The organism is Pseudomonas sp. LBUM1662 (assembly GCF_059695915.1).
This window is the reverse complement of sequence record NZ_CP166793.1, coordinates 2,611,261-2,630,842: the sequence shown is the minus strand read 5'-3', so window position 1 is coordinate 2,630,842 and position 19,582 is coordinate 2,611,261. Positions and strand designations below refer to the sequence as shown.

At 60.4% G+C, this 19,582-nt stretch carries 18 protein-coding genes and 1 pseudogene; 7 read left to right on the top strand and 12 right to left on the bottom strand.

What is annotated here, in order from left to right; all coding sequences use genetic code 11:
- Position 1: 1 nt before the first annotated feature.
- The 4 genes from ACA049_RS11830 to ACA049_RS11815 all read right to left on the bottom strand — a co-directional run bounded on the left by ACA049_RS11830 (position 2) and on the right by ACA049_RS11815 (position 4,876).
- Positions 2–1,168, bottom strand: coding sequence for a carboxylate-amine ligase (locus ACA049_RS11830; RefSeq protein WP_497335585.1), 1,167 nt, complete (start codon positions 1,166–1,168; stop codon positions 2–4).
- A gap of 327 nt (positions 1,169–1,495) precedes the next feature.
- Positions 1,496–2,821 carry an OprD family porin gene (locus tag ACA049_RS11825; protein WP_497335583.1) on the bottom strand — a complete coding sequence of 442 codons (1,326 nt, stop codon included), beginning with the start codon at positions 2,819–2,821 and terminating at the stop codon, positions 1,496–1,498.
- 140 nt (positions 2,822–2,961) lie between these two features.
- The gene (locus ACA049_RS11820) at positions 2,962–4,311 is read right to left on the bottom strand and encodes a GntT/GntP/DsdX family permease (RefSeq protein WP_497333200.1); all 1,350 of its coding nucleotides are present in this window, start codon (positions 4,309–4,311) and stop codon (positions 2,962–2,964) included.
- A gap of 184 nt (positions 4,312–4,495) precedes the next feature.
- Positions 4,496–4,876: a RidA family protein gene (locus ACA049_RS11815; RefSeq protein WP_497335581.1), complete on the bottom strand. Its 381-nt coding sequence runs from the start codon at positions 4,874–4,876 to the stop codon at positions 4,496–4,498.
- Between the two features lie 163 nt (positions 4,877–5,039).
- On the opposite strand from ACA049_RS11815, the gene ACA049_RS11810 reads away from it, so the two are divergent.
- Positions 5,040–5,195 carry a hypothetical protein gene (locus ACA049_RS11810; protein WP_497335579.1) on the top strand — a complete coding sequence of 52 codons (156 nt, stop codon included), beginning with the start codon at positions 5,040–5,042 and terminating at the stop codon, positions 5,193–5,195.
- Positions 5,196–5,246: 51 nt separating this feature from the next.
- Here the strand turns inward: ACA049_RS11810 and ACA049_RS11805 are convergent, their stop codons facing one another.
- Positions 5,247–6,263 (bottom strand): M14 family metallopeptidase, encoded by a 1,017-nt coding sequence (locus ACA049_RS11805; protein WP_497335577.1) that lies wholly within the window; start codon positions 6,261–6,263, stop codon positions 5,247–5,249.
- A gap of 171 nt (positions 6,264–6,434) precedes the next feature.
- On the opposite strand from ACA049_RS11805, the pseudogene ACA049_RS11800 reads away from it, so the two are divergent.
- Positions 6,435–6,920: pseudogene (locus tag ACA049_RS11800) on the top strand (TetR family transcriptional regulator C-terminal domain-containing protein); the annotation flags it as partial.
- Here ACA049_RS11800 and ACA049_RS11795 read toward each other — a convergent pair.
- The 5 genes from ACA049_RS11795 to ACA049_RS11775 all read right to left on the bottom strand — a co-directional run bounded on the left by ACA049_RS11795 (position 6,876) and on the right by ACA049_RS11775 (position 12,285).
- Positions 6,876–7,883, bottom strand: a complete 1,008-nt coding sequence (locus ACA049_RS11795; RefSeq protein WP_497335575.1) for a DMT family transporter — start codon at positions 7,881–7,883, stop codon at positions 6,876–6,878. The pseudogene ACA049_RS11800 and the gene ACA049_RS11795 sit on opposite strands and share 45 nt — an antisense overlap.
- Complete coding sequence (locus tag ACA049_RS11790; protein ID WP_497318295.1) at positions 7,883–8,581, bottom strand: ABC transporter permease; 699 nt, start codon at positions 8,579–8,581, stop codon at positions 7,883–7,885. The genes ACA049_RS11795 and ACA049_RS11790 overlap by 1 nt, the downstream gene beginning before the upstream one ends.
- Positions 8,582–8,586: 5 nt before the next feature.
- Positions 8,587–9,300, bottom strand: a complete 714-nt coding sequence (locus ACA049_RS11785) for an ABC transporter permease (protein WP_497335573.1) — start codon at positions 9,298–9,300, stop codon at positions 8,587–8,589.
- 170 nt (positions 9,301–9,470) lie between these two features.
- Positions 9,471–10,253, bottom strand: coding sequence for a transporter substrate-binding domain-containing protein (locus tag ACA049_RS11780; protein WP_497335571.1), 783 nt, complete (start codon positions 10,251–10,253; stop codon positions 9,471–9,473).
- Between the two features lie 28 nt (positions 10,254–10,281).
- Positions 10,282–12,285 (bottom strand): aminotransferase class I/II-fold pyridoxal phosphate-dependent enzyme, encoded by a 2,004-nt coding sequence (locus ACA049_RS11775; protein WP_497335569.1) that lies wholly within the window; start codon positions 12,283–12,285, stop codon positions 10,282–10,284.
- An 825-nt stretch (positions 12,286–13,110) separates the two neighbouring features.
- On the opposite strand from ACA049_RS11775, the gene ACA049_RS11770 reads away from it, so the two are divergent.
- The gene (locus ACA049_RS11770; RefSeq protein WP_497335567.1) at positions 13,111–13,815 is read left to right on the top strand and encodes an NlpC/P60 family protein; all 705 of its coding nucleotides are present in this window, start codon (positions 13,111–13,113) and stop codon (positions 13,813–13,815) included.
- A gap of 36 nt (positions 13,816–13,851) precedes the next feature.
- Here ACA049_RS11770 and glcC read toward each other — a convergent pair whose 3' ends face one another.
- Positions 13,852–14,616: a transcriptional regulator GlcC gene (gene glcC / locus ACA049_RS11765; protein ID WP_497335565.1), complete on the bottom strand. Its 765-nt coding sequence runs from the start codon at positions 14,614–14,616 to the stop codon at positions 13,852–13,854.
- A 234-nt stretch (positions 14,617–14,850) separates the two neighbouring features.
- On the opposite strand from glcC, the gene glcD reads away from it, so the two are divergent.
- The 4 genes from glcD to ACA049_RS11745 are packed head-to-tail and all read left to right on the top strand — an operon-like array spanning position 14,851 to position 19,057.
- Positions 14,851–16,350: a glycolate oxidase subunit GlcD gene (glcD, locus tag ACA049_RS11760; RefSeq protein WP_497335563.1), complete on the top strand. Its 1,500-nt coding sequence runs from the start codon at positions 14,851–14,853 to the stop codon at positions 16,348–16,350.
- Positions 16,350–17,414 carry a glycolate oxidase subunit GlcE gene (gene glcE / locus ACA049_RS11755; protein WP_497335561.1) on the top strand — a complete coding sequence of 355 codons (1,065 nt, stop codon included), beginning with the start codon at positions 16,350–16,352 and terminating at the stop codon, positions 17,412–17,414. Before glcD ends, glcE begins: the two co-directional genes overlap by 1 nt.
- A 3-nt stretch (positions 17,415–17,417) precedes the next feature.
- On the top strand, positions 17,418–18,659 hold the full coding sequence (glcF, locus tag ACA049_RS11750) for a glycolate oxidase subunit GlcF (RefSeq protein WP_497335559.1): 1,242 nt from the start codon (positions 17,418–17,420) through the stop codon (positions 18,657–18,659).
- Positions 18,656–19,057, top strand: coding sequence for a heme-binding protein (locus ACA049_RS11745; protein ID WP_497335557.1), 402 nt, complete (start codon positions 18,656–18,658; stop codon positions 19,055–19,057). Before glcF ends, ACA049_RS11745 begins: the two co-directional genes overlap by 4 nt.
- Positions 19,058–19,207: 150 nt before the next feature.
- On the opposite strand, the gene ACA049_RS11740 is transcribed toward ACA049_RS11745, so the two are convergent.
- A complete protein-coding gene (locus ACA049_RS11740; RefSeq protein ID WP_497335555.1) occupies positions 19,208–19,543 on the bottom strand; it encodes a hypothetical protein in 336 nt (111 codons plus the stop codon).
- Positions 19,544–19,582 lie beyond the last annotated feature (39 nt).

Genomic DNA, 19,582 nt, shown 5'->3' with positions numbered 1-19,582 from the left:
GTCACGACTCACACATCGCGGGTTCCAGGTCTTCACTCAGGCTGGACGCTTGCGCTGTTTCCATCAGCAACTGATTCACGACGTGCGACAAAGCGGTTTGCACATCCTCTCCCCCTCGCAAGGCCCGCTCGTAAACGTCACGCTGCCGGTCCGCACTGGTTCCATCCTGCAGGATTCGCCGGGCTTGAGAAAACACATTCTCCACACCCATCTGGCGCGCCGTGTCGCCAAGGATCTGCTGCGCCCTGGACAGCCACTGCTCGACAGAGAACGGCCGGTCGTAACCTTCCATGATGAACGAAGCGTGAATACCGGATCGTTTCGCCCGCCAACGGTTTTCCTTGAGGATCCATTGGGACGCCTGCGTATAGGTCGATCCGGGGCGCGGTTGATCCATGGCGTGGGCCACCAGCAATCGAAAAAAAGAGGCCAGGCACAGAGCATCGTCCAGGCGAGGACAGGCATCCGTCATGCGCATCTCCAGCGTCGGGTACTTCGCAGCAGGTCGCAGCCCCCACCAGCAATCGCCCGCCTGCTTGATCGTGCCGGTGCGGATCAGCAAGGCGATGTAGGCGTCATAGGCGCCTTGATCTTCGAAGAACTCCGGAATGCCCATCCGCGGCCACTCGTCACACGCCGTTTGCCGGTAGCTCATGAAGCCGCTGTCGGCGCCGTCCCAAAAAGGTGAAGACGTGCTCAGTGCCAACAACAACGGCATCCACGGCAAGACTTCGTTCATCACTTGAATGCGATCCAGGTGCCCCGGCACTTCGACATGCACGTGCAGGCCGGACAGCACGCTGCGCCGTGCCACGCGCTGGTAGTCGTCAAACAGTTGAAGGAAATGAGGGTGGTCGGTGGCCTGCTGTAGGCGCCAGTCAGCCAGCGGGTGACTCCCGGCACTGAGCAGTCCCAGGCCATCGCCTTCGAGCACCTGCCCCATCTTGCTGCGAGCAGCGTCCAGGTACTCCGCCGCCTGCGCGACGCTGGTGAAGATCGGGGAAGCGACTTCGATTTGCCCCTGGAACATCTCATAAGCGAAGTGATTGCCCAGCGCCACCTGGCACGCCTCGATTGACGCACGGGGTGGCTTCTCGGACATGCGCCGGGTGTTCAGGTCCGTGATGAAGTATTCCTCTTCAATGCCAAACTTCAGGTGTCTGTTCATCGCAATCCCGGCGTTGTTTTTGAATGGATCAACAGGTCTCGCCATTGGTTCACAAACGCTGACATGAGGCGCAGTTCCCCCCTCCCCTGTAGGAGCTGTCGAGTGAAACGAGGCTGCGATCTTTTGATCTTGCCGTTCCTTTGCCCGACCTGCGCCATGTGTGTATGTGTTCAAACTCTGGAAAGGATCAAGATCAAAAGATCGCAGCCTCGTTTCACTCGACAGCTCCTACAGGGAACGCGTGTACAGGGGGACCGCGTGCGCTTGAGCTCAGGCCGGCCGGTCGGCCGCCTCGCTTTTGATTTTGATCTGCCCCAACCCCGCCAGTTACAGCAACGAAAGCGTGTAGTTAATGATGAACCGATTCTGATCCACATTCCGCCCGGCATCGGTATTCGACTTACCATTCCGCAAACTGAATCCAACCCCCTTGAGCGCCCCCGATTGCAGCACGTAATCAAGCGTCATGTCCCGTTCCCACTCCGACTGATCCCCGGCGTTTTGCGCCTTGATCCCCGTCCCCTTCAAGTACGCAATGGTCGCCTTCAAACCCGGCACCCCCAAAGGTGCAAAGTCATAACTGTACTGACCAAAATTGGTCTGCTCCCCAGCCCGCGAAAAACTCTGAATCATCCGGTCCGTGGGCAGGTAAATGCTGCCACCACCCGCCCCTTTGTCTACCAGGCTGCCCTGGTTCGGCTGGACAAAGTTGCTGCCGTCCCCCACCTGCTGATGCCCCAGCGACACCGCATGACCATTGTTCGCATAGGTGATCATCGCCACCCAGGTGTTGTTGTCGATTTCCCCGTTGTTGTCCTCGGTGTAACCGGAAATCCGATAGCCTTGCGCACGGCCTGCGGCAGAGCTGTTGGCGCCGCTCGAGGTGGTGCGGAAATACCGCAAGTCAGTGGTGAACGAGCTTTTGCCATCGATGGGCAGAACGTGGGTCAGGCCGAAGAAGTTCTGGTCATAGAAATCCTCCAGCTGGGCAAAGTAGTACTGCGCCTTCAGGTCCTTGGTGACGTTGTAGTCGCCGCCGGCGAAATAGAACTTGTTGCTGTCCCGGGTGCCGCCGGGCACCGAAAGTCCGGTCCGGTCCGTCGAGGCACGACCGACCGCATGTTCAAGTACGCCACTGGTCAGCATCAGGCCATCAATGTCGTTCGACGTGATCTGTGCGCCAGTGAACGATTGCGGCAGTACACGAGCATCGTTCGAAATCAGGATCGGCAGTTTCGGCAGCAGCGTGCCGTAGCGAAATTCGGTCTTTGAAATGCGCATCTTCGCCGTCGGACCGAAGCTGCTCCAGGCATCCGCCGCACCGTCGCCATCGGTCGGGATCATGCCGCTGCCGTTATGGCGCCCGGTGCCGCTGTCCAGCGTAACGCCGAGCAACGCCTGGGCATCAACGCCGAATCCGACCGTGCCTTGGGTAAATCCGGACTCGTAGCGCAACACAAAACCCTGCGCCGCCTCCTCGGTTTTCGAAGGCTCGGCGGCGCCGTCGCGGTTGTCGCTGTTGAAATACAAGGTGCGCATCGACAGGCTGGCTTTGCTGTCTTCGAGAAAACCGTGGCCGGCGGAGTCGGCAGCTTGTGCGCACATCGAACCGGTGGCCAACAGAAGTGCGGTGGGGATTGCTCGCTTGAACATACGGTGCTCCAGAGTGATTTTTTGTTTTTTTTGAGTTTTTATGCGACCGCCCTCCACCGCTGGCACCCAACAGCGGCGCGCACGATGACGCGCTCCATGGGTGACCATGAGCCTTGAGGAAAGCGATCGGAGTGTTTGCGTTAGATCAAGTAAGAAAGACCCACGGTCAGCGCAAAAGCCACCACCGAAATGATGGTCTCGAGCACGGTCCAGGTCTTGAAAGTCTGGGCAACGGTCATGTTGAAGTATTCCTTGATCAACCAGAAGCCGCCGTCGTTGACGTGGGAAAAAATCACCGAGCCCGCGCCCGTCGCCAGCACCAACAGTTCAGGATGCGGATACCCCAGACCAATGGCCACCGGCGCGACGATGCCTGAGGCGGTGGTCATCGCCACGGTGGCGGAACCCGTGGCGATCCTCATCAACGCCGCAAACAGCCAGCCCATGATCAGCGGCGACAGATGAAATTCGTGGGCCAGGCTGACGATCTGATCGGTGACCCCGGCGTCCACCAGGATCCGGTTCAAACCGCCACCGGCACCGACCAGCAAGGTGATGCTGGCGGTCGGTGCCAGGCATTCGTTGGTGAATTTGAGGATCGACTCGCGGTTGAAACCCTGGGCGATGCCGAGGGTCCAGAAACTCAGTAGCGTCGCCAGCAACAAGGCGATCACCGAGTTGCCGATGAACAGCAGGAACTGGTTGAAACCGCTGCCCGGCGTGGAGATCAGGTTGGCCCAGCCACCGATCAGCATCAGCACCACCGGCAACAGAATGGTCGCCATGGTGATGCCGAACCCCGGCAGGCTGTCGCGCGGTTCACGGTCGAGGAACTGCCGTTCCAGCGGGTTCTCCGCCGGCAGTTGAATGCGCGGCACGATGAACTTGGCGTAGAGCGGACCGGCGATGATCGCGGTCGGAATGCCGATCAGAATCGCGTACATCAACGTCTGCCCCACCGACGCCCCATACACTTGCACCGCCAGCATCGCCGCCGGGTGCGGCGGCACCAAGGCGTGAACCACCGACAGGCCGGCAACCATCGGCAAACCGACCATCAAAATCGACACGCCGACCCGACGGGCCACGGTAAAGGCGATCGGCACCAGCAACACAAAACCGACCTCGAAGAACAGCGGCAGCCCGACCAGAAACGCGATGCACACCATCGCCCAATGCGCGTTCTTTTCGCCAAAGCGGTCGATCAAGGTCCGCGCCACCTGCTCGGCGCCGCCGGACTCGGCCATCATCTTGCCGAGCATCGTGCCCAGCGCCACCACCAGTGCGATGTGCCCCAGGGTCTTGCCGACCCCGGCCTCGTACGCGCCGACCACGCCGGACGGCGGCATGCCCGCCAGCAGCGCGAGGCCGATGGACACCAGGGTGATGACAATGAACGGATTAAGCCGGTAACGGGCGATCAGAACGATCAGGGCAATGATGGCGATGGCGGCATACACCAGCAGCCAATAGCCGAAGGACAGGGTCATGCGGTACTCCTCGAAAGGGTCACGTCGAATGGGTTGTGAAACTCATAAAACATTTCGAGGCGTGATTTTCAAACGAGGCGAAACTAATTTTCGTAGAGGGATAAGGGTTGTCGCGCAGAGGCATGAAGCGTCGGTGTTTTTGAAACTGGGTCAGGCGGATTTTCATCACACCTGACCCGAAACGTCAGGCTTTGGCGGCCATCGCGGTGACTTCCACGCGCATGCCTTCGACCGCCAGGGCGGCCACACCGACGGCGGCACGAACCGGCCACGGCTTGGCGAAAAAGCGCTTATAGACTTCGTTGAACGCGGCGCGGTCAGCCATGTCGGTGAGGTAGATGGTCAGGTGCAAAACCCGGTCCATCGAACTGCCGGCGCCTTCCAGTGCAACTTTCAACGCCTGCAATGTGCATTCGCTTTGCAAGGTGATATCGCCCAGCTCCAGGCTGCCGTCGGCGTGGGTGGGGATTTGGGTGGAGACCAACAGACCGCCGAAACCGGCGACGTCGGAGGAGATGGAATCCGCGTCAGGATCAGGGGTGAACGCGATGTCTTGGTTTGCCATGAGGGATCTCTTGCTTGAGGTAGTAAAGAGGCGGTCGATGCCTTTTGCGCGGACAGTTTACAGGCCACAGCCCGGAATGCGTGCGCGACTGACCCGCAGGAAAAAATCTCGAACTCCCTCCCTGGTGCTGCATCAAATGTGTAGGTCAACGGAGGTAAGCGAGATGAACAACGATGACAGTGTCAGTGACAGCGAAAGGGACCGCCAAGACAGGGATGCCGAAGAGGTCGATCAAGAACTGCATCCCGAGGAGAAGGAAGCCGACGCGCTCCAACGAAAAATAGACGAGATACAACGCAAAGTGGCTGATGGGAACTAGCGTGAAGGCCATCCCCGCTTGTTTCAGCGGGGATGACCGCATGCTCTGCGCCTAGTTCGGGTCCAGCAACCCGCCGCTCCAGTTGCGCGAAACCCGGCTTCCGGTGAATTTCGCCACGACCATGCCCTGTGAAACCAGCCGGTCCCGGTAGCGGGTGACCATCCGCCCCGCCTGCTCGGCCACCAGCACCACTTCGGAAGACGGATCACCGGGCCTCCGCAGAATCCGCGCAAAGCGCTGCCCTTCTTCGACGAAATCGCCCAGTTCCTTTTCGAAGATCAACACCCCGGGTTGCGGCGCGAGAATGGTTTCCATCTGGCCCATTTCCATCGCTTCGACGGGCCAGTCAGCGGGTGACAGCGCCTCGTCGATGACCCCGTAACTGCACAGCCAGGCATACAGTCCCGCGGCGTCCTGCTCGGCCAACCGATCGCTGACATCGCCCTGCCCGCGCAACTCAAGCGTTGCGGCCATGCGCTGCTCGGTGACGCCCTCGCGCAGCCAGGGCGCAATGATGGTTTCCTCGAAGGAGCCGTCGCCGCCGTCATCCCAGATGATCGCCACGTCCATCTTCATCGCCGCCGCCAGCTCGCGGCCACTAGGCCAGAAACGGCGGTGCACATAGAGGTACGGCAAGGCTTCGTCATCGGTGTGCAGATCGAGCATCACCTGCGCCGTGGACGCCAGTTGCACCAGTTTTTTCTGCCATTCCTGGACGTTGGTCGAAGGTCGCTCCATCGCAACCGACTGGTCGAATGCGCGGTTGAAGTTATGCCCGGTCGAGTCGTGAAAACGACCCAGGATTCGCCCCTGGCGAAACTGCCCGATGCCCAAGGGATTGGCTTGCGGCACCACGGTTACACTGCCCTTGAGACGGCCCTCGGCCTCGGCGATCTGAAGTCGTTGCATCAGCAGATGCAGCACTAGCATCCCGGCGATTTCATCGGCATGCACCCCCGCCTGCAAATGCACCTGCGGCCCGCTGCCGTCGCCCTCGAAACGCCAGGCGCCGACCTGCACCGCGTCGCCATTGTTGTTGCGAACATTGAACGAAATATCCTGAGCCATCTGCTTGTCCTCCCCCCGTCATGAACGTTAAAAACCGATGCATCGCCGGCGACACTGGAGATTGAACGCACGTTCAACTAAGCTCGCCAACTGGCACCGCACTCCAAGGATTCCCTTGTGACAACCCCCTCTCCAAAAAACCGCCGCGCAGAACCTGATGAGCGCCGCGAAATGCTGGTGGCCGCCACCTTGCGCTGCCTGGTCCGTGACGGTCATGCCGGTATTTCCGTGCGCCGCATTGCCACTGAGGCCGGGGTGTCCGTCGGCCTGCTCAATCACCATTTCGGCAGCATCGACGCGTTGATCGCCGACACGTATCAGAAGATCGCCAGCGAACTGACCACCGCCCTGCTCCAGGAAATCCAGCAGGCCGGCACACCCGCGGAAAAGATGGACGCGTTCCTCAGCGGCTCTTTTTCACCTCGGGTGATGGACCCGCAGTTGCTGGGCGCCTGGGTGGTGTTCTGGAGCCTGATTCGTCACTCCGAACACGTCAGCCAGTCCCACGAAAAAAGCTACAGCGCGTATCTCGATCTGCTGCGCCAGTTGCTGGATGACATGGCCGCCAGCGAAGGTTTCGTGATCCACGACACCCGTCTGGCCGCCATCGGTTTATCGGCGATGCTCGACGGACTCTGGATCGAGTGGTGCCTCAACCCCGAAACCTTCAGCCCCGCCAACGGCCTCCACATCTGTCGTTGCTGGATAAAGGGGCTGCGTCACGGAGCATTCAGCACCGACGACGTCCTGTGAGGGGTGGCGACCGAAGATCATCGCCAGGGTGCCGCTGACCGCGATCAGCCCGGCGCCGATCATCAGCGACACATCCATCAGCGTGCCCCAGATCAGGCTCGACAACAGGAACGCCCAGATCAGCCCGGTGTATTCGAACGGTGCCAGCAAGGTGGCGGTGGCCCGCTGAAAACTGGCGAACAGCAGGAACTGACCGATGCCGCCCACCAGACCGGCAACCAGCATGCCCAGCCACGCCGGGGTCGGTGCCGGCGTGAACGTCCACGGCAACGCCACCGTCATGCACAACACAAACACCACGTTGGTGATCAGCATCTGCTCCAGCACTGACGTCTGGTCGTCCACCTGGCGCAACTGAATGTAAGTGAACGCCCAGCACATCGCCGCCAGCAGTGTCAGCACGATCGGCCACGGATCGGCGATGTTGCTTGGGCGACAGGCGATGATCACCCCGACGAATCCGAGGATCAGGGAGAACCACTGCCAGCCGCTGGCGCGTTCCTTGAGAATCACCGCCGCCAGCACCGTGACCATAATCGGCGCGGAAAAATACAGGGTGGTCATTTCCGCCAGCGACAGGTCCCGGGCGGCCGTGTAATACAGCAGCCAGGCGACTATCGACAGCAAACCGCGCACCACCAGCAAGCGCCGGCTCGGCGAACGCCAGGCCCGTTGAACCAGGCGCAGGCGCCCCGCCAACAGGCAAGCGACGACCACCACCAGACTGCGCCAGAACAGAATGGTGACCACCGAATAATCGGCCACCAGCCACTTGATGACCGCGTCCTGCAACGCCAGGAACGCGTACCCCAAGGTGCACAGGCCAATGCCCTGCAGCGACCGGTCAACGCCCTGCGACGTGCTCATTACACCGACCTGCGCACGGGCGTCCCGCGCCGCTCGGCAAAGGCAAACAACGCCTCGATCAGGAACGTCAGGCAGACATAGACCCCGGCCACCAGCAACAGCGGCTCATAGACCTGCAGGGTTTGCGCCCGCACCACGTTGGCCGCGCCCAGCAGGTCGACAATCGCAATCGTCGAGGCGAGCGCTGTGGATTTCAGCAACATCACGGTCTCCCCGGCCAGTGTCGGCAACAGCAACCGCAGCGCCCGAGGCAAGCGCACCCGCAGCAGCGATTGGCGCGGTGTCATGCCAAACGCCGAGGCGGCTTCCATCTCGCCTTTGGGCACGGCCAGCAGGCCGCCGCGAATCACTTCGCCGACGTAAGCACCCACCGACACCACCAGGGCAAACACGATGTACCAATACCCGTCGCGCAAATACGGCCAGAGAAAACTGCCGCGTATCAGCGGGAATTGCGCAAACAGGCTGCCGAGCCCGTAGTAGAAAATGTAGATCTGGATCAGCAACGGCGTGCCGCGAGTCACGCTGGTGTAGAACAGACTGACCTTGGCGATCACCTTGTTTTTCGAGATCCGCGCCAGCGCCACCAGCACCGCCAGCGCAAACCCGAACACGCTGGAAATCAACAGGATGGTGATGGTCGTTTGCAGTCCCCGGCCCAACAACGCCGCGTATTCAACTATCCACGCTGGAATCATTTCATTCACTCAGCCAATGGCATCCAGCGACGAATACGCCGCTCAAGCCGTCCCGACAGGTAGTTGGACACCAACGTCACCGCGTAATACAACGCCGCAGCCGTGAGGTAGAACAACAAGTAATGACGCGTCGAGCCCGCGCCTTGCTTGGCGGTGTACAACAGCTCGTTGGTGCCGACCACACTGATCAACGCGCTGTCCTTGATCAGGTTGATCCACAGGTTGGCCATCCCGGCCATGGCATAGGGCGCCATGATTGGCAGCGTGACGCGCCGGAACAGGCCAAAACCGCTCAGGCCGAAAGCCTTCGCCGCCTCGATCTGGCCGAAAGGAATCGCCTGGATCGCCGCGCGGAAAATCTCCGAGGCGTAGGCACCCTGCACCAGGCCCAGCACCACGATCGCGGCCAGCGGACCGCTGACATTCACAGTGCCGTAGCCCAACTGGGTCATCAGCGAATTGAGGAGCATGGAGCCGACGTAGTACAGCAACAGGATCAGCAGCAACTCCGGAATTGCCCGGAACAAGGTGGTGTAACCGCGCATCAGCGCGGCGATAGGCTTAGGCGCGCCGAGTTTCAGGCAGGCCACCACCAGACCGATGAACAGCCCGAGCACAAAGGCCCCGGCCGATATTTGCAGGGTCATCCAAAGACCCTTCAACAGCGCACTGCCCCATCCTGTTTCGCTGAAGTTGATCAATTCGAACATGGCTGGCATTTCAGTCTCCAATCGGTGGCCTTTATGCACCACCGCCCTCTGTAGGAGCGAGGCTTGCCCGCGAAGCTTTTGGCGACTTCAAGGGCCCCTTCGCGGGCAAGCCTCGCTCCTACAGGGATGGGTGTTCCTCAGGAAAATTTCATTCCATGGAGTTGTTTTGCGCGTGGCCGTCAGAACGCGGGTTTCACGCTGGTACCGAAGTAGCTTTGGGACAGGTCGTCGTAGTCTTTGCTCGCCAGCAAGGTCTGAATCGCCTTGTCGAGTCTGGCCTTGAGCTCAGAGTCATCCTTGCGCAGACCGGCGCCCACGCCCTTGCCGAAGATCGGGTCGTAAGGCACTGCCCCGAGGTACTCCAGGTTGCTGGCGTCCGGGGTTTTGACGAAAGCCGCCATGGCCGTGCCGTCCGCCATCATCAGGTCGATGCGCCCGGCGATCAGGTCGGCGTTGGCCGAGTCCTGGGTATCGTAATACTTCACATCAGCGATTTTTTCGTAGTACTGCTTGAGGTAGCTGGCGCTCACCGTCGAGTTCTGCACGCCAATGATCTTGCCCTTGAGGTCATCCGGATACTTTTTCACCGATGTGCCCTTAGGCCCGACAATCGCAATCACCGAGTCGTAATATGCCTTGCTGAAGGCGATCTGTTTTTCGCGTTCTTCAGTCACCGACATCGACGAGAAAATCACGTCGATCTTCTTCGCCAGCAACGACGGAATGATCCCGTCCCACGCCACTTCCTTGATCTCGCACTCGGCTTTCATTTCGCTGCACAGCTTGTGGATCAGGTCGACTTCAAAGCCTTTCCATTCACCGTTCGCCTGCTTCTCGGTGTACGGCGGATAGGGTTCCGCTGCCACCGCGAACCTGATCGGCTGCGCCTGGGCCGCGCTCATCCCGGCCAGCAACACGCAAGCCACGCCCGTCATCCAGTTTGCCAAACGTCGATTTCCCATGATTTTGCCCCGTCTTTTTATGATGTTTTCAGCGAGTCTGATGAGCGTTGACGAACTGCCGGCAACGCTCGCTGCGTGGGTGTACGAACACTTCGTCCGGCGAACCGGTTTCCTCGATCAGCCCTTGGTGCAGATAGGCGACTTTGGAAGAGACATCGCGGGCGAACGCCATTTCATGAGTCACCAGGATCATGGTCCGGCCTTCTTCCGCGAGGGAGCGGATCACCCGCAGCACTTCACCGACCAGTTCCGGGTCGAGTGCCGAGGTGGGTTCATCGAACAGCATGACCTTGGGCCGCATGGCCAGGGCCCGGGCGATGGCCACCCGTTGTTGCTGTCCCCCGGAGAGAAACGCCGGGTACTCGTTGCGCTTGGCCGCCAGCCCCACGCGTTCGAGCAAGGCTTCGGCCCGTTCAGTGGCCTCCGCACGGCTTTCACGCAGGACCTGGGTCGGCGCCTCGATGAGGTTTTCCAGCACCGTGCGATGGGGCCAGAGGTTGAAGTTCTGGAACACCATGCCCAGGCTCGAACGGATGCGTACCAGTTGCTTGGCGTCCTTCACCAGCGGCGCGCCGGGGCGATCGAAGTTCAGGTGAATGCTTTCGCCGTCCACCAGAATGCGTCCCTGGTCCGGCACTTCGAGCATGTTGATGCAGCGCAGCAAGGTACTTTTGCCCGAGCCGCTGGCACCGATCAGCGAGATCACATCGCCTTCGCGGGCCGTCAGGGAAACGCCTTTGAGGACCTCGATATTGCCGAAGCGTTTGTGCAGACCATCGACCTCGATCATGGTTTTGGCCTTGACCGGTTCAGCAATCGCTTCGCAAGTCACACGGCTGATCACCGGCCGTGGCGCTTCGCCTTTCAATACCAGGACAAAGTCGCGAATACGCTGGCAGGCCTGGGCCAATCGCTCTTCACCTAGGGTGAACGAAAGCCGCACAAAACCTTGGGCCGGTTCGCCGAAAGCGGCCGCGTCCAGCACCGAGACGCGCGCCTCGCGCAACAGACGCCAGGCGAATTCCAGAGACGTCAGGCCGGTTTCTCGCACGTCCACCAGCACGAACATGCCGGCATCGGGGTTGAGCACTGAAATCCCTGGGCAACCCGACAGACTGGTCACCACCAGATCGCGACGACGGCGATAGATGTCGCGCATGCCGTGGGTCACGTCCTCGTGGGCCAGAACGGCCTTTAGCGCAGCCTCCATGACAAAGCCTGGCAAGCCGTAAAGCATGCTCAACACCAAGGTTTCGGCGTGCGCCACAAGGGATTCATCGGCAACGATCCAGCCGGTGCGCCAGCCGGTCATGGCGTGGGATTTCGACAGGCTGCCGACCACCACGCAGCGTTCGGCCATGCCCGGCAACGCCGCCAGGCTGAGGTGCTCGCGTTCGAACGTCAGGCTTTCATAGACCTCGTCCACCACGACCCACAGGTCATGCTGGATGGCGAGGTCGGCGATGGCTTGCAGCTCTTCGCGGTTGAGCACCACACCGGTGGGGTTATTCGGATTGGAGAAAAACAGTGCACGGGTGCGCGGGGTGATGGCTTTGGCCAGCACGGCGGCATCGAGCCGGAAACCTGCATCCGCGGAGCATGGCACGCGCACCAACGTGGCGCCGGAAGCCTTGAGCGTCGCCTCGTAGGTCACGTACATCGGGTCCAGGGCAATCACTTCGTCGCCGGTATTGAGCAGGCACATCGAGGTGATGAACAGCGCGTTCTGTGCCCCCGCCGCGATGATCACGTTGGGCGCTGTCACCTCGCGACCGAACAGTTGGCTGTACCGGGCGGCGATGGCTTCGCGCAAGGCATGGCGGCCAGCAATCTCGGTGTAGTGAGTGTCACCTTCGCGCAGCGCATGAATCGCAGCATCGGTGATGAAGTCAGGGGTGGGGAAATCCGGGTCGCCGACGCTGAGGATAATCACATCCTCACCACGACGTTGGGCTTCAAAGGCCGCATTGTGAATATCCCAGGCGGCGACACCGTCGCCTGAAATCCGCTCAACAAAAGGTGAAAACCGCATGCCAGTGCCTCGTTCGAATAGAAGAAACGCAAGCCCGCGCAACCAGCCGGGGAGGTGGAACGAACATAGTCGAAGCTGAACACTCGTTCAACAGAAAAGTGACCAGGGTTCGCGTTCAGCGTAAACAGGTCGTTTTTACGACAGTCGTGCCGTTTCCAGGTCCTGGATCGGCGGGGAGCTCGGGAGCTTCGCTAGCTGCGCACTATTGTTGTGACCGGACTGTTTTGCTTATTCATTCGAAGTTGCAACTGCGGCTTTCAAGAGCCCCTGCAAACTTTGATTTAATATTTTATATCGGCATCCGACACCATTAACTGTTTCAAAAATGACCCTGCTGTTTCAAGCTTGGCACACTTATATGTAACGCAAGTAAGACACTTGAGATCCTGACCAAACAGAGTTCAATAACCGCCACTCCCACTCTGAGAAGACCCATCCTGTGAATGAATTGAATTGCGGAAGCCATGCGCTTCAACTCGATATAAAACGATGCAATTCAATAGCTTGTAAACGCCAATAAACAGCAAAAACTTAGCCTGCTGAAAAATGACGCTTTCATGCCAATTCATCATAAAAAAAATTAGAACTTATCTAACCCCTCTAATATGCTCAACGCGACAGTACTTGTTTCCACAACTTATTCCTCTCCAAAAACGCCGACCACGAAGAGGCAGACCAGAGTATTCAAGAGTCTTGGCACCGGGCGATTACCACGACGGGCAAGCTCTTGGTTGAACTGGGTTATGACCAGAAGCCGGCGATTGTCGGGCCGAAGAATCTGCTCGGCAAAGTCGTTCCCTGAGTCGTCATCGTCTGGAGGTTGATATGAGCAGTGAAACGGTAAGAAGTATTCAGCAGGCGTTGATTGCCGACGGCTTTTTTCCCGGCGAAGTGGACGGGATCTGGGGGCGCAGAACCATCGCCGCCGTGAAAGCCTTCCAGGAAAGCGTTGGACTGGAGGTTGATGGCATCGTCGGCCCCAAGACCTCCGCCGCCTTGTTTTCTGATGTCGACCATGTCCCTGCCGGCCCGCTTCTGCCGTGGCTGGCGGAAGCAGAGAATCTGATCGGCACCCGGGAAGTCCTCGGTCGCAAGAACAATCCGACCATTCTGGATTGGGCGGACGATCTCGACCTTCACTATGCCGGCGACGAGGTGCCTTGGTGTGGCCTGTTTGTAGCGCATTGCGTGGGTTCAACGATGCCCGACGAAGTGCTTCCGTCTAACCCTCTGGGTGCGCGGCAATGGGAAAAGTTTGGCGAATCGACGGTGCCACGACTGGGGGCGGTGATGGTGTTCTGGCGTGAATCAAAAAACAGCGGCAAGGGTCATGTCGGGTTCTATACCGGCGAAGATAGCAGCGCGTACCGGATTCTGGGCGGCAATCAAACGGACAAAGTGTGCCTGACGTGGGTAGGCAAAGATCGTTTTCTCAAGGCACGCTGGCCGCGCAAGGCGAGTTCTTTGGGTGGAGGCGACGCCATAGTCGTCATCAACAGGACCTCGGATTTGTCCAGGAACGAAGCTTGAAATCGAGTGCGCCCGAGCTTTCCGGCGATGGCGCCCTCACACCCACCCTTCCAGGCGCAACGTGGCCCTGACCAGACGCTGCTCCTCGCTTTCGATTTCCCTGAGGTTCTCGCAGATGCTCTGGATGTGCGCGATGGCAGCCTTGCGCGCCTGCTCGGGCATGCGACCGGTCACAGCGTTGTAGAGCCGGGCGTGCTGGCGGTCGATCTGACGCTTTTGCGGTGCGCGGTGATAGAGGTTGTTGACCGAGGCGAATACCGTGTTGAGCAGCAAGTCCGTCAGCGAGCGCAAGGTTTGCACCAGCACCGGGTTGTGTGAGGCCTCGCAGATCGCGAGGTGGAAGGCATGATCGAGCCGCGCGTGTTCGCTCGCTTCCATCGACCGCGTGTGGGCATCGAGCAGCGCTTCATAGCTGCGGGTGATGAGGACAAAATCCGCGTCGGTCCCGCGCAAGGCGGCCAGGCGTGCGGACTCGCCCTCCAGCAGGCTGCGCACCTCGAACAAGTCGTAAAGCGTGCGCGGTTGTGAGCTGAACAGGTGCATCAGCGGCGACGCGGCACCGTGGCCTGACAGATCCGCAACAAACGATCCCTTGCCCTGCTCCGTCTTGATAATGCCCCGGGCGCGCAGCAATTTCAGGCCCTCGCGCAGCGCCGTGCGCGAGACGCCGAGCTTTTCGGTCAGGCGCCGCTCCGACGGTAACAACTGTCCGGTCTTGAGGACTCCGTCCACGATCAGGCGCTCGATGCGTTCACACACCACGTCTGCGACTTGGGGATTACGCCTTTTTGCACTGTCCATCGGCCCTCCAACTGGTATGACCAGCATCGTCGACAAAACCCGATACGCCCCAATACAACCCTAACTTCATGTTTAGACGGTCATTTTTTACAGAGGCGAAGAAATAACCCCTGAAGAACTGGTTCGACCAGTGAAACGACGCATAGACAGTAGGACGCGTCAGGCCAATGATGCAAGTGAGCTTTCACCGCAAACAGACCTCTAATAAAAACAACGGAGGGTCGTGAACCGCCTATGAACATCCTCTACGACGAACGCGTCGATGGCGTTCTGCCTGATGTCGACAGAACGGCACTGCTCCAGGCACTGCGCGCTCGCTTGCCGGACCTGGAAGTTCTGCATCAGCGCGAAGAACTCAAACCGTACGAATGCGACGGACTCTCTGCCTACCGCACCACGCCAATGCTGGTGGTGCTGCCGCGCCACATCGACGAAGTCCAGGGCGTGCTTGAACTCTGTCATGAGTTTCACGTACCGGTGGTCGCTCGCGGCGCCGGCACCGGGTTGTCCGGCGGTGCATTACCGCTGGAGAAAGGCGTGCTGCTGGTGATGGCGCGCTTCAACAACATCCTGCACATCGACCCCGCCGCCCGAACCGCAAGGGTCCAGCCGGGTGTGCGCAACCTGGCGATTTCCCAGGCCGCCGCGCCGTTCGGCTTGTACTACGCGCCGGACCCCTCCTCGCAGATCGCCTGTTCCATCGGCGGCAACGTCGCCGAAAACGCGGGTGGCGTGCATTGCCTGAAATATGGCCTGACGGTGCACAACCTGCTCAAGGTCGACATCCTCACCGTCGATGGCGAACACCTGACCCTGGGTTCCGAAGCGCTCGACTCGCCGGGCTTTGATCTGCTGGCGTTGTTCACCGGTTCCGAAGGCATGCTGGGGGTGATTACCGAAGTCACGGTCAAACTGCTGCCCAAACCGCAGACCGCCAAGGTGCTGCTGGCGGCGTTCGATTCCGTTGAAAAAGCGGGTCGCGCCGTGGGCGATATTATTGCCGCCGGCATCATTCCCGGTGGCCTGGAGATGATGGACAACCTGGCTATTCGCGCCGCCGAAGACTTTATCCACGCCGGGTATCCGGTCGACGCCGAAGCCATTCTGCTGTGCGAGCTCGATGGCGTTGAAGCCGACGTCCACGACGACTGCGACCGTGTGCGCCAGGTGCTGGAACAGGCCGGCGCCACCGAAGTGCGCCAGGCCAAAGATGAAGCCGAACGCGTGCGCTTCTGGGCCGGACGCAAGAATGCGTTCCCGGCGGTGGGTCGCCTCTCGCCGGATTATTACTGCATGGACGGCACGATCCCGCGCCGCGAACTGCCCGGCGTGCTGCAGGCGATTGCCGCGCTGTCGGCCGAATACGACCTGCGCGTGGCCAACGTTTTCCATGCCGGTGACGGCAACATGCACCCGCTGATTCTGTTCGATGCCAACCAGCCCGGCGAACTTGATCGCGCCGAAGCCCTGGGCGGCAAGATCCTCGAATTGTGCGTAAAGGTCGGCGGCAGCATCACTGGTGAACACGGTGTCGGCCGCGAGAAAATCAATCAGATGTGCGCGCAGTTCAACAGTGATGAGCTGACGCTGTTCCATGCCGTCAAAGCCGCGTTCGATCCGGGCGGCCTGCTCAATCCGGGCAAGAACATTCCGACGCTGCACCGCTGCGCCGAGTTCGGCGCGATGCACGTTCACATGGGTCAGTTGCCCTTCCCGGACCTGGAGCGTTTCTGATGCGCAGCGAACACGATATCGACGACAGCGCCAACCTGCTGGAACAGGTCATCCTGGCCTTGCAAAACGCCATTCCATTGCGCATCCAGGGCTCCAACAGCAAAGCGTTCCTCGGCAGGATCACAGCGGGTGAAGTACTCGACACGCGCAGCCATCGCGGCATCGTCAGCTACGATCCAACCGAACTGGTGATCACCGTACGCTGCGGCACGCCCCTGTCTGAACTGGCTGAGGTGTTGGACGCGGCACAACAGATGCTGCCGTGCGAACCGCCCTCCTTCGGTGACGGTGCCACGGTGGGCGGAATGATTGCCAGTGGGCTGTCCGGACCACGACGCCCCTGGTCAGGATCAGTCAGGGATTTCGTCCTCGGAACACGCGTTATCACTGGCCACGGCAAGCATCTGCGCTTCGGTGGCGAAGTCATGAAGAACGTCGCCGGTTACGATCTGTCGCGCTTGATGGCCGGCAGTTATGGCTCTCTGGGTGTAATCACCGAAGTCTCGCTCAAGGTCCTGCCCAAACCTCGACAGGCGTTAAGCATCAGCCTGGAAATGGACAGCGATCGTGCCTTGTTGCGCCTCGCCGAATGGGGCCAGCAGCCGCTGCCGATCAGCGCTGCGTGCCACGACGGTCAGCGCCTGCACCTGCGGCTTGAAGGTGGCGAAGGCTCGGTGAAAGCGGCGCATGACCGCTTGGGTGGCGAGCTTCTCGAAGCTTCGTATTGGGCAGACCTCAATGAACATCGGTTGAGTTTCTTTGATGAAGACCAGCCACTTTGGCGCTTGTCCGTCCCGCACAACACCCCTCGACTTTCCCTGCCCGGCCTGCAAATGATCGACTGGGGCGGCGCTCAGCGCTGGCTCAAATCAGACGCGCAAGCGGCGTTCATTCGCAAGGTCGTCGATGAGGTCGGCGGGCATGTGACCTGCTACAGCCACGGCCTGATCGACAGCCCGTTCCAACCGCTGCCCGCGGCACTGATGCGCTACCACCGCAATTTGAAGGACCAACTCGATCCTCGGGGCATCTTCAACCCCGGTCGCCTGTACGCGGAGCTTTGACCCATGCAGACCACCTTGAGTGAACAGGCCCGCCAACTGCCCCGCGCCGAAGAAGCCGAAAGCATCTTGCGCTCGTGCGTGCACTGCGGTTTCTGCAATGCCACCTGCCCGACCTATCAACTGCTCGGCGATGAACTGGACGGGCCGCGCGGACGCATCTACCTGATCAAGCAAGTGCTGGAAGGCAACGAGGTCACCCAGAAGACCCAACAGCATCTGGATCGCTGCCTGTCTTGCCGTAATTGCGAAACCACCTGCCCCTCGGGGGTCGACTATCACAACTTGCTCGACATCGGTCGCGCGGTGGTCGATGCGGCCGTGCCGCGCTCACTCGACCAGCGCTTGTTGCGCGAAGGCTTGCGCGGCGTCGTGCCCAATCCTGGGCTGTTCAAAGCGTTGGTCAGCAGTGGTCAGGTGTTCCGTGCGCTGTTGCCCAACACGCTGCGAGCCAAGTTGCCGCGCCATGTGCATCCGGCCAAACAGCGCCCGACCACTCGGCACGCGCGGCAGGTGCTGATGCTCGAAGGGTGCGTGCAACCGAGTCTGTCGCCGAACACCAATGCAGCCACCGCGCGCGTCCTGGATCGACTGGGGATCAGCGTCACGCCGGCTCGCGAGGCCGGGTGCTGCGGCGCGGTCGATTATCACCTGGACGCGCAGGCGGCCGGCCTTGATCGCGCGCGCCGCAATATCGACGCGTGGTGGCCGAGCATTGAGCAAGGCGCCGAAGCCATCGTGCAAACCGCCAGCGGTTGCGGCGCTTTCATCAAAGACTACGGTCACTTGCTCAGCACCGACCCGGCGTACGCCGAGAAGGCCCGAAAGGTCAGTGCGCTGGCCAGGGATCTGGTGGAAGTGCTGCGTGACGAGCCGCTGGAACAGCTCGGCATCCACAGCGATCAGCGCCTGGCGTTCCATTGCCCCTGCACCTTGCAGCACGCGCAAAAACTCGGTGGCGCGGTTGAAGCGCTGCTGACGAGGCTGGGTTTCAACCTGACGTTCGTGCCCGACGGTCACCTGTGTTGCGGCTCGGCGGGCACCTATTCACTGACCCAACCCGAGCTGTCGCGACAACTGCGCGACAACAAACTCAATGCGCTGGAAAGCGGTCATCCCGAAGTCATTGTCACGGCCAATATCGGCTGTCAGTCGCACCTCGACGGAGCGGGCCGAACCCCGGTCCGGCACTGGATCGAACTGGTCGAAGCCGCGTTGCCCTCATCGAGCCCAGGAGTATTCCCATGAAAAGCAAAGCCGTACTGAGCCAGACCGAAGTCAGCCAGATCCTCAATGCCGCCCGCAGTGAAGCGCAGAACAATCAATGGGCCGTGACCATCGTGATTGTCGACGACGGCGGCCATCCACTGGCCCTGGAACGCCTCGACGGTTGCGCGCCGATCGGCGCCTACATCGCCACCGAAAAGGCCCGCACTTCGGCCTTGGGTCGGCGTGAATCGAAAGGGTATGAAGAGATGGTCAATGGCGGGCGCCACGCATTTTTGTCAGCGCCGCTGCTGACATCACTTGAGGGTGGCGTGCCGATCATTGTCGATGGGCAGGTGATTGGCGCGGTGGGCGTGTCCGGCGTCAAGGCCGAGCAGGATGCGCAAGTGGCCAAGGCCGGGGCGCAGTGCCTGAATTGATGTAAATCTAATCAACGCCACAGAACCCTGTGGGAGCGGGCTTGCTCGCGAAAGCGGTGTATCAGTCAACATTGATGTCGACTGATACACCGCTTTCGCGAGCAAGCCCGCTCCCACAGGGAATTGCGGTGGGTTCTGCACCTGCTTTTTTCACTTACGCGCCAGCTTGTACCGCACGCATTCCTCATAAAAGCTCTGCCGGACATCCGCCGGCTTGAATCGCGACTTACTGTCGTAGGTCTGCTCGGTGATGCCCATCGCCATCATGCGCATCCACGCCTTGTTGAATTTGTAAGCCTGTATCTTCTGCCGGGCGGCATACAGTGAGACCCCGGCCAGCTTGAGTTCCTGGGCTCTCGCCGCCGTCCCCGCCCCCCAGCTGCACATATACCGATCATTGGAGGCCAGCTCCTTGGCGTGGGCAGAGGCTGCAACACTGGCCAGGGCAAACGAGATCATCGTGACAAATACACTTCGCAATTGCATTCCGCCTAACCACCTGAAAATGAAGTGATTTTGGCGACA

Excerpts from the sequence above, each read along its gene's own strand:
- ACA049_RS11810 (WP_497335579.1), top strand. The coding sequence starts at position 5,040 with ATGAACAACGATGACAGTGTCAGTGACAGCGAAAGGGACCGCCAAGAC.
- glcD (WP_497335563.1), top strand. The coding sequence starts at position 14,851 with ATGAACATCCTCTACGACGAACGCGTCGATGGCGTTCTGCCTGATGTC.
- ACA049_RS11820 (WP_497333200.1), bottom strand. The coding sequence starts at position 4,311 with ATGACCCTGTCCTTCGGCTATTGGCTGCTGGTGTATGCCGCCATCGCC.
- ACA049_RS11770 (WP_497335567.1), top strand. The coding sequence starts at position 13,111 with ATGAGCAGTGAAACGGTAAGAAGTATTCAGCAGGCGTTGATTGCCGAC.
- ACA049_RS11785 (WP_497335573.1), bottom strand. The coding sequence starts at position 9,300 with ATGCCAGCCATGTTCGAATTGATCAACTTCAGCGAAACAGGATGGGGC.
- ACA049_RS11795 (WP_497335575.1), bottom strand. The coding sequence starts at position 7,883 with ATGAGCACGTCGCAGGGCGTTGACCGGTCGCTGCAGGGCATTGGCCTG.
- ACA049_RS11830 (WP_497335585.1), bottom strand. The coding sequence starts at position 1,168 with ATGAACAGACACCTGAAGTTTGGCATTGAAGAGGAATACTTCATCACG.
- glcE (WP_497335561.1), top strand. The coding sequence starts at position 16,350 with ATGCGCAGCGAACACGATATCGACGACAGCGCCAACCTGCTGGAACAG.
- ACA049_RS11805 (WP_497335577.1), bottom strand. The coding sequence starts at position 6,263 with ATGGCTCAGGATATTTCGTTCAATGTTCGCAACAACAATGGCGACGCG.
- ACA049_RS11775 (WP_497335569.1), bottom strand. The coding sequence starts at position 12,285 with ATGCGGTTTTCACCTTTTGTTGAGCGGATTTCAGGCGACGGTGTCGCC.
- glcC (WP_497335565.1), bottom strand. The coding sequence starts at position 14,616 with ATGGACAGTGCAAAAAGGCGTAATCCCCAAGTCGCAGACGTGGTGTGT.
- ACA049_RS11825 (WP_497335583.1), bottom strand. The coding sequence starts at position 2,821 with ATGTTCAAGCGAGCAATCCCCACCGCACTTCTGTTGGCCACCGGTTCG.
- ACA049_RS11790 (WP_497318295.1), bottom strand. The coding sequence starts at position 8,581 with ATGATTCCAGCGTGGATAGTTGAATACGCGGCGTTGTTGGGCCGGGGA.
- ACA049_RS11745 (WP_497335557.1), top strand. The coding sequence starts at position 18,656 with ATGAAAAGCAAAGCCGTACTGAGCCAGACCGAAGTCAGCCAGATCCTC.
- ACA049_RS11815 (WP_497335581.1), bottom strand. The coding sequence starts at position 4,876 with ATGGCAAACCAAGACATCGCGTTCACCCCTGATCCTGACGCGGATTCC.
- ACA049_RS11780 (WP_497335571.1), bottom strand. The coding sequence starts at position 10,253 with ATGGGAAATCGACGTTTGGCAAACTGGATGACGGGCGTGGCTTGCGTG.
- glcF (WP_497335559.1), top strand. The coding sequence starts at position 17,418 with ATGCAGACCACCTTGAGTGAACAGGCCCGCCAACTGCCCCGCGCCGAA.
- ACA049_RS11740 (WP_497335555.1), bottom strand. The coding sequence starts at position 19,543 with ATGCAATTGCGAAGTGTATTTGTCACGATGATCTCGTTTGCCCTGGCC.